The sequence below is a fragment of the Massilia sp. Soil_C_3 genome, from assembly GCF_057657035.1.
Map to the genome: position 1 here is coordinate 1 of NZ_JBDGJG010000017.1, position 13,556 is coordinate 13,556.

The window sequence follows — 13,556 nt, forward strand, 5'->3', positions numbered from 1 at the left end:
ACCGAAGTTCTTGGCACCTTCATCAAACGCCCACACTTATCGACTGTTAATTTTTAAAGAACTTTATTCGGTACTGCTTTCTGCATTTTGCTTCGAAGCGTTGTGTTCGTCAGCAGCAGAGAGGCGAGATTATCAGGTGTTTCGCGATTTTCGTCAACCTCTTTTTTCTCTTCGTTTTCGCTACCGTGAGGTGGCGTCTGCGTCGAGGAGCGAGACTATAGCAAGCCGAAGGCCGGCTTGCAAGGTTTACGATTGTGATATCTTAGCCGCCGCATTCAGCGACCTTCTCTTACATACCCTTATATGATTCCTACGATCGTCCCTATCGCCGACGCCGCCCTCTCCCAGTCCCTGGCGGACGCCATCAATAACAAGACCAAGCCGCTCGGCAGCCTGGGACGACTGGAATCGCTCGCCGCCCAGCTGGGCCTGATCCAGCGCTCGACCAAGGTCAGCATCGACCGGCCCGCGATCCTGGTGTTCGCCGCCGACCACGGCGTCGTGGCCGAAGGGATCTCCGCCTTCCCGCAAGACGTCACCTGGCAGATGGTCGAGAACTTCCTGGGCAACGGCGCCGCCATCAATGTGTTCGCGCGCCAGAACGGCTGCGCACTGCACGTGGTCGACGCCGGCGTGAACCACGATTTCGGTGACCGCGCGGGCCTCGTGCATCGCAAGGTCGCCAATGGCACCCGCAACTTCGCGATCGAACCCGCCATGACGGCGCAGGAATGCGCGACGGCGCTCGAACACGGCATGGCCTTGGCGCGCGACCTGCCCGGCACCGTGGTCGGCTTCGGCGAGATGGGCATCGGTAATACGACGTCCGCCGCGGCCCTCATGCACACGCTGACCGGACAGCCCCTGGCGCGCTGCGTCGGCGCCGGCACCGGCCTCACGCTGGACGGCATTCGCCACAAGGCCGACGTCGTCGCGGCAAGCGTGGCCCGTCACGCCCATGCCGTGCAGCCGCTCGAGGTGCTGGCCACCTTCGGCGGCTTCGAGATCGCGATGATGGCCGGCGCCATGCTCAAGGCGGCTGAGCTGCGCAAGGTGCTGCTGATCGACGGCTTCATCGTCACCAGCGCGCTGCTGGTCGCCGCGCGCCTGCAGCCGAACATCCTCGACTACTGCGTGTTCTCGCACTGCTCGGGCGAGCATGGCCATGCCCTGCTGCTCGAGGAGCTCGGCGCCCGCCCGCTGCTCGACCTCGGCCTGCGCCTGGGCGAAGGCACCGGCAGCGCGCTCGCCCTGCCCCTGCTGCACGCCGCCGCCAACTTCCTGAACGAGATGGCCACCTTCGCCTCGGCGCAAGTGAGCGAACGCTCGGCATGACGCACCAGCTGCGCCTGTTCTTCATCGCGCTGCAGTTCTTCACGCGGCTGCCGATTCCGCGCTGGGTGGGCTTCGAACCGGCCTGGTTGAACCACGCGTCGCGCTACTTCCCGCTGGTCGGCGTGGTGGTGGGCGTCATCGGTGCGGCGGTGTATCTGGTGGCGGCGCAGTGGTTGCCGGCGGCGGTGGCGGCCGTGCTGTCCACCGCCGCCACGATCTACATTACCGGCGCATTCCATGAAGACGGCTTCGCCGACACCTGCGATGGCCTGGGCGGCGGCATGACGAAGGAACGCGCGCTAGAGATCATGAAGGACTCGCGCGTCGGCGCCTATGGCGCGATCGGCATCGTGTGCATGCTCGGCGCGAAGTTGGCCGCGCTTGCCAGCCTGCCGCCAGCCAGCGCCATCGGCGCCCTGTTGCTGGCTCATCCGCTCTCGCGACTGGCCGCCACATCCCTGATCTGGCAGATGGAATACGCCCGCTCCGAGGGCAAGGCCAAGCCGCTGGCGGTGCGCATGAGCGACCGGGAATTCGGCATCGCCACGCTCACCGTGCTGCTGCCCGCGCTCGCGCTGCTGGCCTTCGGCTTGCTCGACCTGGCCGCCGTCGTCGCCGCGACCGTCGCGGCGCTTGGCGCAACCTGCTGGCTCGCGCGTAAATTCACGCGGCGCTTGCAAGGCTATACCGGCGATTGCCTCGGCGCCGTGCAGCAGCTGGCAGAAGTAGCCATCTATATCGCGGTGCTCGCCACGCTCGGACACGGCGCGCTGGACTGATGCGTATTTACCTGGTGCGCCACCCGCGGCCCGAGGTGCCGGCCGGGCACTGCTACGGTCGCAGCGACCTTGCGGCGAACGAAGCCGACGTCGAACGGGTGCTGGCCACATTGGCGAGCCAGGGGCTGCCCGGCGCGATGCCGGTCTACGCCAGTCCACTCGCACGCAGCGCGGTCCTGGCCCAGCGGCTCTCACCAGCGCCAACCTTCGACGCGCGCCTGGCCGAGATGGACTTCCGGGCCTGGGAAATGCGTAGCTGGGACGACATCCCGCGCAGCGAGATCGACGCCTGGAGCGCCGACCTGCTGCACTACCGTCCCGGCGGCGGCGAAAGCGTGATGGACGTGGCCGCGCGCGTGGCCGGTTTCGATGCCGACATCCGGCGCGAAGGGCATGCGCAGGCCCTCATCGTTTGCCACGCCGGCACCATGCGCCTCATGCACTCGCTGCACCTCGGCGGCAAGCTGGTCGATGCCGCGCTGCGCGCCGCCCAGGCGCCACACCGGATTGACTACGGCGAAGTGATGATGCTGGAAACCTGACAACGCCTTATAATGAGCGCGTTTTGGTGCTCGCGCCTGCGTTCGCAGTCGCAGTTAAACGGGAAACACGAAGCCCCATCAAGGGCCAACGTGTGCTGCCCCCGCAACGGTAAGCAAGTGCCGCATGCTCTCCACGAGCCATGCGGCAAACCGCCCCCTCATACCACTGTGCGCATGCATGGGAAGGTCGGACGGCCATACTTGTCAGCCCGGATACCGGCCAAAAGGTGGCGTCGCTTCGCGCGATGCCGTTCAATCTGGCCTACGGGGACGTCGGCTGGTTGCCTTTGATAAGAAACAGTTCATGAACTTTCCAGTAACCCGGCAAGCCGCCGCGGTCTCGCTCGCCCTCGCCGTCATCTCGTCCGCCGCTTTCGCCGACGCTCCTTCACCTGACGCCATCCCCACCGCCGACACCGTCGTCGTCACCGCGACCCGCAGCGCGCAGCGTGCCGCCGACGTCATCGCCGACACCACGGTCATCGATGCCGAGGAAATCGCGCGCTCGGGCGCCGGTTCGGTGGCCGACATCCTGCGCCGCCAGCGCGGCATCGAAATCTCGCGCAACGGCGCGGCCGGCACCACCACAAGTGTCTTCATCCGCGGCGCCAACGCCAACCAGTCCGTGGTCCTGGTCGACGGCGTGCGCTTCGGCTCGGCCACCACCGGCACGGCCAGCTGGAACGCCATCCCGCTGGGCGCCATCGACCGTATCGAGATCGTCTACGGACCGCTCAGCACCCTGTACGGCGCCGACGCCGTCGCCGGCGTGATCCAGATCTTCACCCGCAAGGGCGAAGGCGCCCCGGTTGTCACCGGTTCGGTGGGCGTGGGCAGCAACGCCACCCGCCAGGCCGATGCTGGCATCTACGGCAGCAGCGGCGGCCCGAACGCCATCAGCTACGCCTTCGGCGCCGGCTACGAGGACTCGGACGGCTTCTCGTCCACCCGCCCGGGCGCCTCGGGCTACAACCCGGACGAAGACGGCTACCGCCGCCGCAACGCCAACGGCCGCGTGACGATGGCGCTCGCACCAGGCCACGAGATCGGCGCCCAGTTCCTGGTCAGCCGCCTGTTCAGCCAGTACGACAGTGGCACCGCCAACTACGACGTCCACAGCGACAACGACCTGAACACCGCCGCGGTCTTCATGCGCAACCAGGTCCTGCCGAACTGGCACAGCACGCTGCAGTACGCGCGCTCGGAAGACAAGTCGGGCAACTTCACCAACGCGACGCCATCCGGCGCCAGCCAGATCGATACCCAGCAGGATGAGTTCAGCTGGCAGAACGACATCGCCATCGGCCGCGACACGCTGCAGCTGCTGTACACGCACCGCAAGGAAGAAGTGCCGTCGATGGGGCGCTCGCGCATTACCAACTCGTATGCGGCCGCCTACTCGGCCAAGCGCGGCGCCCACCTGGTCGACGTCAGCGCGCGCCACGACCGCTCGGTCTACGGCAGCAAGAACACCGGCGCCGCTGGCTACGGCTATGACTTCGGCAACGGCCTGCGCGCCACCGCCAGCGTCGGCACGAGCTTCCGCGCTCCGACCTTCAACGAGCTGTACTTCCCCGGCTACGGCCTGGAAACCAACAAACCCGAAAAAGGCCGCAACCGCGAAGTGGGCCTGCGCTACGACGGCAACGGCTACCAGCTGGACGCGACGTACTTCCACAACCGCCTGACCGACATGATCGTGTCGAGCACCCCATGCCCGGATGGCGTCAACAAAAGCTGCGCCTACAACGTCAACGAAGGCTTGCTCGAAGGCGTCTCACTGGCCGGCAGCACCCGCCTGATGGGCGTCGACCTGCGCGCCAGCCTCGATTGGCAGGATCCGCACGACGAGACCACCGGCAAGCAACTGCAGCGCCGTGCGAAGAAGCACGCCAACTTCGGCGCCGACTACACGATCGGCACGCTCAAGACCGGCGTTGAACTGACCGTCTCGGGTGAACGCTTCGATGACGCCGCCAACAACCGTCGCCTGGGCGGCTACGGGCTGCTGAACCTGCACACGACCTGGCAGTTCACGCCCGACTGGTCGCTGCTGATGCGCCTGGATAACGTCGCCGACAAGCAGTACGAGATCGCGCGTAACTACGGCACCAGCGGCCGCACCTGGTTTGCGGCCCTGCGCTACGGCATCCGTTAAGCTATAACCCCTGCCCGCGGCAACCAGGCCGCGGGCATCCGATCAATCGACAGGGCCAGCATGCAAGCATCCGTCCCGCCGCTACGCCAGCGCGCCACGTTCATCGTTGGCGCCATGCTGGCGTTTTCCATTGCCACCCTGCTGTTCGCGGGCATGACCGGATCGATCCGGGTGCCGCTCGACGACATTCCCGACGCCCTGCGCCAGCTCGCCGGCGGCCAGCCCGATTCGCTCTCCGCCTCGCTGCTCGAACTGCGCGCCAGCCGCGCGCTGGTGGCGTTCGCGACCGGCGGCGCGCTGGCCCTGGCCGGCCTCATGATGCAGGCGCTGTTGCGCAATCCCCTGGCCGACCCGTATGTGCTGGGCGTCTCGTCCGGCGCCTCGGTCGGCGCCCTGCTGGCGCTGCTCCTGATGGCCTCCACGCTGATGGTCGACATCGCCGCGCTGGCCGGCGCCATCGGCGTGGCCATGCTGCTCTACCTGCTGGCCCGGCGCGGCTTGCGCGGCGACCAGGCGCTTGACTCCGGCGCCTCGATGCTGCTGCTGACCGGCGTGATCGTCTCGGCCCTGTGCGGCTCGGTGGTCACCCTGATGCTGTCGATCGCGCCCGAGGGACGCCTGCGCAGCATGATCTTCTGGCTGATCGGCGACCTGGCCGGCGCGCCGCTTCGCCTGCTGCCCTGGCTGGTACTCGGCGGTTGCCTGCTGTTCGCCATGCGCAATGCGCGCGCCATGAATATGGTCGCGCTGCACGCAGAGAATGCGGTGACCCTGGGCGTGCGCGTCGGCGCGCTGCGCAAGGGCCTGTTCTTTATCTCGGCGCTGCTCACTGCGAGCGCGGTCACCAGCGCCGGCTCGATCGGCTTTGTCGGCCTGATCGTGCCGCATGCCTGCCGCTTCGCCTTCGGGCCCGACCACCGGGTGCTGATCCCGGCCGTGGTGCTGGCCGGCGGCGCCTTCCTGGTGTTGTGCGATACGCTGGCGCGCACCATCATCGCGCCGCAGCAGCTGCCGGTCGGCGCCATCACGGCAATGATCGGCGCGCCGGTCTTCCTCTACCAGCTGCACCGCCTGCGCAAATGAACTCAATCTCCACCCACGACCTGCTGCTGTCCATCGGCCAGCGCACCCTGGTGCGGGGCCTCGACTGGACCGCGCGCGCCGGCGAATGCTGGAGCATCATCGGCCGCAACGGCGCCGGCAAGAGCACCTTGCTGCGCACGCTGGCCGGGCTGCAGCAGCCGAACGGCGGATCGGTGCAAGTGAACGGCCGCGCCGTGGCGGACTGGCCGCTGACCGAACTGGCGCGCGAGCGCGCCTTCCTGGCCCAGTCGCGCCACGACGCGTTTGCCTATACGGTGCTGGAGAGCGTGCTGTCGGCGCGTCACCCCTACCACGCCAACCGCTACTGGGAGGGCAGCGACGACCATCAAGCCGCCCTGCTGGCCCTGGCGTCGATGGAAGTGGACGACCTGGCCGCGCGCGACGTGCGCACCCTGTCCGGCGGCGAGCGCCAGCGCGTGGCGATCGCCGCCCTGCTGGCGCAGCAGACGCCGCTGCTGCTGCTCGACGAGCCGGCCAACGCGCTCGACCTGGCGCACCAGGTGAGCGTGATGGGCCTGCTGGCCCGCCTGTGCCGCGAACAGAACCGCACCGTGGTCATGATCGGCCACGACCTGAACCTGGCCAGTCGCATTTCTACCCATGCACTATTACTGATGGGTGACGGCCGCTGGACGGCCGGCGCCAACGACCAGATCATGCGCCCCGCGCTGCTGGGCGACTACCTTGGCCATCCGATCGACATGATCGAACACGAAGGCCGCCGCATCTTCATCCCCAAGGAGGGTTCCGCATGACCGACATGACTCAAGAACAGACCGCCGCCCTGAACGAGCGCCATCGCGCCCGCATGGAGCGCAAGAAGGCGGTCATCGACGCCAAGATCGCCTCGGCCGACAAGGAAATCGGCATCGTCATCGTCAATACCGGCAACGGCAAGGGCAAGAGCTCGAGCGCGTTCGGGATGGTGGCGCGCGCGCTCGGCCACGGCATGAAGGTTGGCGTGGTCCAGTTCATCAAGGGCGCCCTGTCGACCGGCGAAGAAACCTTCCTGCGCCGCTTTCCCGACGAAGTGAGCTTCCATGCGATGGGCGAAGGCTATACCTGGGAAACGCAAAGCCGCGAACGCGACATCGCCAAGGCCGAAGAAGCCTGGGCGCTGGCAAAGCAGTTCCTGTCCGATCCCGCGATCGGCATGGTGGTGCTGGATGAACTGAACATCGCCCTGAAATACAAGTACCTCGACGTACACACCGTGATCGCCGACCTGCTCGACCGTCCGGTGATGCAGCACGTGGTGATCACCGGCCGCGGCGCGCCACCGGAACTGATCGCGGTGGCCGATACCGTCACCGAGATGAACGTGGTCAAGCACGCTTTCAAGTCGGGCATCGCTGCCCAGGCGGGGACCGAATGGTGACGGGCGCCCGTATTGCCCTGGTGGCGGCGATGTCGTCCGGCCAGGGCAAGACGACGGTGACGGCCGCGCTGGCGCGGCGGCTGGTCCGCATGGGCAAGCGCGTGCGGGTATTCAAGTGCGGCCCCGACTTCATCGACCCGATGCTGCTCGAACGCGCCTGCGGCGCGCCGGTCCACAACCTCGACCTGTGGATGGTGGGCGTCGATGCCTGCCGCCAGCGCCTGGCCGACGCCGCGCATGAGGCGGACGCGATCCTGGTCGAGGGCGTGATGGGCCTGTACGACGGATCTCCCTCGGCGGCGGACCTGTCGCGCGAGTTCGGGATTCCCGTGCTGGCGGTGCTGGACGCGTCGGCGATGGCGCAGACTGCCGGCGCGGTGGCGCAGGGCCTGCGCGACTATGGTCCCGTTGAGATGGCCGGCGTGATCGCCAACCGCGTCGCCAGCAGCGGCCACGCGGCGATGGTGAAGGAGTCGCTGCGCGACATCCCGCTGATCGGCACCCTGGCGCGCCAGGACGAGCCGCTGCCCGAGCGTCACCTGGGCCTGGTCGTGCCGGGCGAGGTCGAGGAGCTGGACGGCATCCTGGATGCGCTGGCCGACAGCATCGATTTCGATGAGGCGGCGTGGGATGCGCTGCCGCTTTTGTCGCCCGCTTCCGCGCTCCCGGCGCCGGTAGAACCGCTGCTTGCGGGCCGCACGATCGCGATCGCACGCGATCCTTCCTTCGTGTTTGTCTATCCTGCGAACATCGACCTGCTCGAGCAGCTCGGTGCGCGCATCACGTATTTCGCGCCGTTGTCCGATGAAGCGGTGCCCGACAATGCCGACGCCGTGTATCTGCCGGGCGGCTATCCCGAGCTGCATGGCGCGCAGCTGCAGGCTGCCCAGCGCTGGCGCGACTCGATCCGCACCGCGCACGCGCGTGGCGTGCCGATTGTCGCCGAATGCGGCGGCATGATGGCGCTTGCCGATGGCCTGACCGATGGCGAGGGACGCCGCTTCGAGATGGCCGGGCTGCTCGCCGGCGAAGTCAGGATGCAGAAGCGCCTGGGGGGACTCGGCATGCATGCGATGCCGACGCCGCAGGGCGAGATCCGCGGCCATACCTTCCACTATTCATTGCTGGACTCCCCGGTCGCGCCGCAAGCCCATACCGTGAAGCAGAGGACCGGCACGCAAGGCGAAGCCGCCTACCGGGTCGGCTCCCTGTTCGCGTCCTACTTCCACGGCTACTTCCCTTCCAATCCGCGCGCGGTGGCCGTCCTGTTCGGAGCGCAGCCGTGAGCGTGACGCTGGTCTTTGGCGGGGCGCGCTCGGGCAAGAGCGCCTACGCCGAACGCATGGCGCGCGAATCGGGCAAAGAGATCGTCTACGTCGCCACCTCGCGCGCCGGCGATGGCGAGATGGCCTTGCGCATCGCCCACCACCGCGAGCGGCGCCCGCCCGAATGGCGGACGGTCGAGGAAGAACTGGCGCTGGCGCAGACGCTGCGCGACTGGTGCGCACCGCAGCGCCTGGTGTTGGTCGACTGCCTGACGCTGTGGCTCAGCAACCTGATGTTCTGCGATGGCCGCGACTATCCTGAGGTCGGCGCGATCGACTTGCCGCCATGCTTTCATCAGGAGCGCGCGGTGCTGCTCGACCTGCTGGACGGGGAGCTGCCGGGCGACCTGATCCTGGTGTCGAACGAAGTCGGCATGGGCATCGTGCCCTGGGGCGCGATCTCGCGCAGCTTCGCCGACGAAGCCGGCCGCCTGAACCAGGCGGTGGCGGCGCGCGCCGACCGCGCGGTGCTGGTGGCGGCGGGCCTGCCGCTTGTCCTGAAAGGTTCCCAGTGCTGACTGGCCTGCCGCTCTCCACCGTCGCACTGCTGCTCGTCGCCGGCATCGCGCTCGACCTGCTGCTGGGCGAGACGCGGCGCTGGCATCCGCTGGTTGGATTCGGCAAGCTGGTCAATTTGATCGAACGCAGCCTCAATCGTGGGCGGTCTCGCCTGGTGCGCGGATGCATGGCCTGGATGCTCGCCGTCCTGCCATTGAGCCTGCTGTTCCTGGCATTGACCGACCTCGCCGGCGTGTGGCTGCACGCGGCGCTGCTCTATTTCTGCATCGGCCTGCGCAGCCTGCGCGACCATACGCTGCCGATCTATTCAGCGCTGTGCGCCGGCGACCTGGCGCAAGCGCGCGCGCTTACCGCACGCATCGTCAGCCGTGACACGGCGAACGCCGACGAATCCGACCTGGCCAAGGCCAGCGCCGAATCGCTGCTCGAAAACGGCAATGACGCCGTGTTCGGCACGCTGTTCTGGTTCGTCCTGCTGGGCGGACCGGGCGCCGTGCTGTTTCGGCTGGCGAACACGCTCGATGCGATGTGGGGTTATCGCAGCGAGCGTTTCAACCTGTTCGGCCGCTGCGCGGCGCGCATCGACGACGGATTGAACTACGTGCCCGCGCGCCTGACTGCGCTGTCGTACGTGCTGCTGGCGGGTAGCGGCCGCGCGCGCGCCTGGCAATGCTGGCGCACCCAGGCCCCGGCCTGGAGCAGCCCGAACGCGGGGCCGGTAATGGCCAGCGGCGCCGGCGCCCTCGGCGTGTCGCTGGGTGGCGCCGCCGTCTACGATGGCGAAGTCGAACAGCGTCCGCCGCTGGGTCTTGGGCCTGCCGCCTGCGCGGGCGACATCCTGCGCGCCTGGCGGCTGGTGCTGCGCACGACGTTGCTGTGGGCCGGCGTGGTCTGCCTGATGGCTGTCGGAGTTTCATATGCTTGAACACGGCGGCAACCTGCGCGACGCGGCGCGTCACTATGGCCGCGACGACTGGGTCGACCTGTCGACCGGGATCAACCCGCATGGCTATCCGGCGCCGGCGCCGTCGAGCGCGGCCTGGCATCGCCTGCCGGAGCCCGATCCGGCCCTGCTCGCGGCAGCTTGCGCGTTCTATCGTGCGCCGCAACTGTTACCGGTGGCCGGTACCCAAGCGGCGATCCAGGCCCTGCCGCGCTTGCGCGCGCCATCGCGCATTGCGGTCTCGAGCCCTTCTTACGCCGAACACGCGCACCACTGGAAAATGCACGGCCACACGCGGCAGCTGGTGCCGTACGCGGAACTGGAAAGCGCGGTCGACGACAGCGACGTCGTCGTGGTCGTCAATCCCAACAATCCCACCGGCGAGACCATCGCACCTGAACGCCTGCTCGACTGGGCGGCGCGGCTGCATGCGCGCGGTGGCTGGCTGGTGGTCGACGAAGCCTTCGGCGATACGGCGCCCGCACTGAGCGTGGCGCCGCACGCGGCGCATCCGGGATTGATCGTGCTGCGCTCGATCGGCAAGTTCTTCGGGTTGGCGGGACTGCGCGTGGGGTTCGTCGCGGCGCACGAGCGCGTGCTGGCGGACCTGGCCGACCTGCTTGGGCCGTGGGCCGTCAGCGGTCCGGCACAGGAGATCGCCATTCGGGCGCTGGCCGACACAGGCTGGCAGCGGGAAACGCAAGAGCACCTCGCGCAGGCCGGTGAACGGATGGCGCGGCTGCTGCAGGAGAACGGCATCGCCAGCAGCGGCACGCCGCTGTTTCGCTGGTGGCCCGAGGCGCGGCCAGAAGCCTTTCATGAACACATGGCCGCGCGCGGCATCTGGTGCCGGCTGTTCCGCGATGCGGCGCGCGGCATCCGGGTCGGCCTGCCCGCCACCGAGGGTGACTGGCGGCGCTTCGAACAAGCACTTCACGAATGGAGCACGCAATGAAGAAAACGATGCTGCTGGCCGGCCTGATCGCCGCTGGCCTGACGGCGCACGTCCAGGCCGCGATCACGGTCAAGGATGATGCGGGACTGGCGGTCACCGTCGCCAAGCCGGCGCTGCGGGTGGTGTCGATGGCGCCCAGCGTCACCGAGCTGCTGTTCGCGGCCGGCGGCGGCAACCAGATCGTCGGCGCGGTGAACTACAGCGATTATCCCGAAGCGGCCAAGCGCATCCCGCGCATCGGTTCGAACCGCGAAATCGATATGGAGCTCCTGATCTCGCTGAAGCCCGACCTGATCGTGGCCTGGCGCCATAACAGTTCTGAGCGGCAGATCGAGATGGTGCGACGACTGGGCATCCCGGTATTCCAGAGCGACCCGCAGACATTGGACGGCATACCCGACGCGGTGCTGCGCCTGGGCCAGCTATTGGGCACCGACGCCGCGGCCAAGACGACCGCGACGCAGCTGCGCGAGCAGCTGGCCGGCCTGCGCGCGAAGTATGCGAACCGTTCCACGGTGCGCACCTTCTACCAGGTATGGGACAAGCCGCTGTATACGCTGAGCGGAAAGCACATCCTCACCGATGCGATGAGGCTGTGCGGCGGCGAGAACATCTTCGACAAGCTGACGGTGACGGCGCCGATCGTCTCGATCGAGAGTGTGTTACAGGCCAACCCGGAAGCGATCATCGCCACAGCCGAAAAGAACTATGGCGGCGTGGAGTTGTGGAAGCCATATGGCACATTGGCCGCAGTGCGCAGCAATAATCTCTTCACGCTGGACGGTCACCTGCTCAATCGCGCGGGACCGCGCATGGTGCAGGGCACGGCCGCGATGTGCGAGGTGCTCGAGCAGGCGCGCCAGCGTCGTTCGAAATGAGCGGCTTCCCCTACCGGACCCTGATGGTGCAGGGCACGACGTCCGACGCCGGCAAGAGCACGGTGGTGGCGGCGCTGTGCCGCCTGCTCAGGCGGCGCGGCATCCGGGTCGCGCCGTTTAAGCCGCAGAACATGGCGCTCAACAGCGCGGTCACGCGCAATGGCGGCGAGATCGGCCGCGCGCAAGCGCTGCAGGCGATCGCCGCCGGCATCGAGCCGCATACCGACATGAATCCGGTACTGCTCAAGCCGTCGAGCGACGTCGGCGCCCAGGTCATCATCCATGGCCAGGTGCGGGCCGACATGAATGCGCGCGACTATCACCAGTACAAGCCGGTGGCGATGGGTGCGGTACTTGAATCGCATGCTCGCCTGCTGGCGCAGTACGAGACGGTGATCGTCGAAGGCGCGGGCAGCCCGGCCGAGATCAACCTGCGCGATCGCGACATCGCCAATATGGGGTTTGCCGAGGCGGTCGATTGCCCGGTGATCCTGGTGGCGGACATCGATCGCGGCGGGGTGTTCGCGCATCTGGTCGGCACACTCTCCTGCCTGTCGCAGTCGGAACGTGATCGTGTCATCGGCTTCGTCATCAACCGCTTCCGCGGCGATATCAAGCTGCTCGAGCCGGGCCTGGAATGGCTCGAACGGCAGACCGGTAAACCAGTATTGGCGGTGCTGCCCTATCTGCACGGGTTGTTCCTCGATGCCGAGGATGCGGTGCAGGCGACGCAGACGAACAAGGGCGCGTTTCGCGTCGTCGTTCCCAGCTTGCCGCGCATGAGCAACCACACCGACTTCGATGCGCTGCGCGCGCATCCCGACGTCGACCTGCGCTTCGTGCGGCAGGGCGAAGCGATTCCGGGCGCTGACCTGATCATTCTCCCGGGGAGCAAGAACACGCGCGGCGATCTGGCCTGGCTGGAAGCGCAGGGCTGGCGTGAGCAGATTGCGCGTCATCTGCGTTATGGCGGCAAGGTGATCGGCGTGTGCGGCGGGTTCCAGATGCTGGGGCGGACGGTGAATGATCCACATGGCGTCGAAGGCGCGCCTGGTGTATCCGCGGGATTGGGCCTGCTTGATATCGATACCGAACTGACACGCGAAAAGCGCCTGACCAGGGTAGACGGTGTGTGCGCGTTTGCTTCGCACGAAGTCGCCGGACAAGTCAGCGGGTATGAGATTCATATGGGGGTATCGCATGGCACTGCCATGGGGACGCCTGCTTTTTCGATCGACGGGCGCGGTGAAGGCGCGGTGTCAGTCGATGGCCAGATCCTGGGGACTTATCTGCACGGACTGTTCGATCATCCGGAGGCGTGTACCGCACTGCTGCAATGGGCTGGGTCGCGCAGCGAGCATGTCGTCGACACGGCGCAACTGCGTGATGCGAGTCTGGAGCTGATCGCGGATTCAGTGGAAGGGTTGCTGGATCGGTTGCTCGCAATGCGCGGATGAGCTGCGATAGCTTCAACGCGTGGATGGCGAAGCCATCCACCCTACGAAGTTACTTCAGCACTACAAAGCAAAAAACCCCACCAGGATCACCTGATGGGGTTTTTCTTATAACTAGCCTGACGATAACCTACTTTCACACTGGTTGCAGCACTATCATCGGCGCAAAGTCGTTTCACGGTCCTG

At 67.1% G+C, this 13,556-nt stretch carries 13 protein-coding genes and 1 riboswitch; all 13 genes read left to right on the forward strand.

Features of this window, described 5'->3' with window-relative positions:
- The first annotated feature begins 303 nt into the window (after positions 1–303).
- Positions 304–1,335, forward strand: coding sequence for a nicotinate-nucleotide--dimethylbenzimidazole phosphoribosyltransferase (gene cobT, locus AC3A6F_RS25120; RefSeq protein WP_487686489.1), 1,032 nt, complete (start codon positions 304–306; stop codon positions 1,333–1,335).
- Entirely contained in the window at positions 1,332–2,114 is a 783-nt protein-coding gene (locus AC3A6F_RS25125; protein WP_487686491.1) for an adenosylcobinamide-GDP ribazoletransferase, read from the forward strand. The genes cobT and AC3A6F_RS25125 overlap by 4 nt, the downstream gene beginning before the upstream one ends.
- Complete coding sequence (locus AC3A6F_RS25130; RefSeq protein WP_487686493.1) at positions 2,114–2,656, forward strand: histidine phosphatase family protein; 543 nt, start codon at positions 2,114–2,116, stop codon at positions 2,654–2,656. The genes AC3A6F_RS25125 and AC3A6F_RS25130 overlap by 1 nt, the downstream gene beginning before the upstream one ends.
- A 7-nt stretch (positions 2,657–2,663) precedes the next feature.
- Positions 2,664–2,895: riboswitch (cobalamin riboswitch) on the forward strand.
- Positions 2,896–2,960: 65 nt separating this feature from the next.
- Positions 2,961–4,814: a TonB-dependent receptor domain-containing protein gene (locus AC3A6F_RS25135; protein ID WP_487686495.1), complete on the forward strand. Its 1,854-nt coding sequence runs from the start codon at positions 2,961–2,963 to the stop codon at positions 4,812–4,814.
- 60 nt (positions 4,815–4,874) lie between these two features.
- Entirely contained in the window at positions 4,875–5,897 is a 1,023-nt protein-coding gene (locus AC3A6F_RS25140; protein WP_487686497.1) for a FecCD family ABC transporter permease, read from the forward strand.
- The gene (locus AC3A6F_RS25145; protein ID WP_487686499.1) at positions 5,894–6,673 is read left to right on the forward strand and encodes an ABC transporter ATP-binding protein; all 780 of its coding nucleotides are present in this window, start codon (positions 5,894–5,896) and stop codon (positions 6,671–6,673) included. The genes AC3A6F_RS25140 and AC3A6F_RS25145 overlap by 4 nt, the downstream gene beginning before the upstream one ends.
- A complete protein-coding gene (cobO, locus tag AC3A6F_RS25150; RefSeq protein ID WP_487686501.1) occupies positions 6,670–7,296 on the forward strand; it encodes a cob(I)yrinic acid a,c-diamide adenosyltransferase in 627 nt (208 codons plus the stop codon). The genes AC3A6F_RS25145 and cobO overlap by 4 nt, the downstream gene beginning before the upstream one ends.
- A complete protein-coding gene (locus AC3A6F_RS25155) occupies positions 7,290–8,582 on the forward strand; it encodes a cobyrinic acid a,c-diamide synthase CobB (RefSeq protein WP_487686503.1) in 1,293 nt (430 codons plus the stop codon). The genes cobO and AC3A6F_RS25155 overlap by 7 nt, the downstream gene beginning before the upstream one ends.
- Positions 8,579–9,139, forward strand: a complete 561-nt coding sequence (cobU, locus tag AC3A6F_RS25160) for a bifunctional adenosylcobinamide kinase/adenosylcobinamide-phosphate guanylyltransferase (RefSeq protein WP_487686505.1) — start codon at positions 8,579–8,581, stop codon at positions 9,137–9,139. Before AC3A6F_RS25155 ends, cobU begins: the two co-directional genes overlap by 4 nt.
- Complete coding sequence (cbiB, locus tag AC3A6F_RS25165) at positions 9,133–10,065, forward strand: adenosylcobinamide-phosphate synthase CbiB (protein ID WP_487686507.1); 933 nt, start codon at positions 9,133–9,135, stop codon at positions 10,063–10,065. Before cobU ends, cbiB begins: the two co-directional genes overlap by 7 nt.
- On the forward strand, positions 10,058–11,038 hold the full coding sequence (gene cobD, locus AC3A6F_RS25170; protein ID WP_487686508.1) for a threonine-phosphate decarboxylase CobD: 981 nt from the start codon (positions 10,058–10,060) through the stop codon (positions 11,036–11,038). Before cbiB ends, cobD begins: the two co-directional genes overlap by 8 nt.
- Entirely contained in the window at positions 11,035–11,916 is an 882-nt protein-coding gene (locus AC3A6F_RS25175; RefSeq protein ID WP_487686510.1) for a cobalamin-binding protein, read from the forward strand. Before cobD ends, AC3A6F_RS25175 begins: the two co-directional genes overlap by 4 nt.
- Positions 11,913–13,373 carry a cobyric acid synthase gene (locus AC3A6F_RS25180; protein WP_487686512.1) on the forward strand — a complete coding sequence of 487 codons (1,461 nt, stop codon included), beginning with the start codon at positions 11,913–11,915 and terminating at the stop codon, positions 13,371–13,373. Before AC3A6F_RS25175 ends, AC3A6F_RS25180 begins: the two co-directional genes overlap by 4 nt.
- Positions 13,374–13,556: the final 183 nt, after the last annotated feature.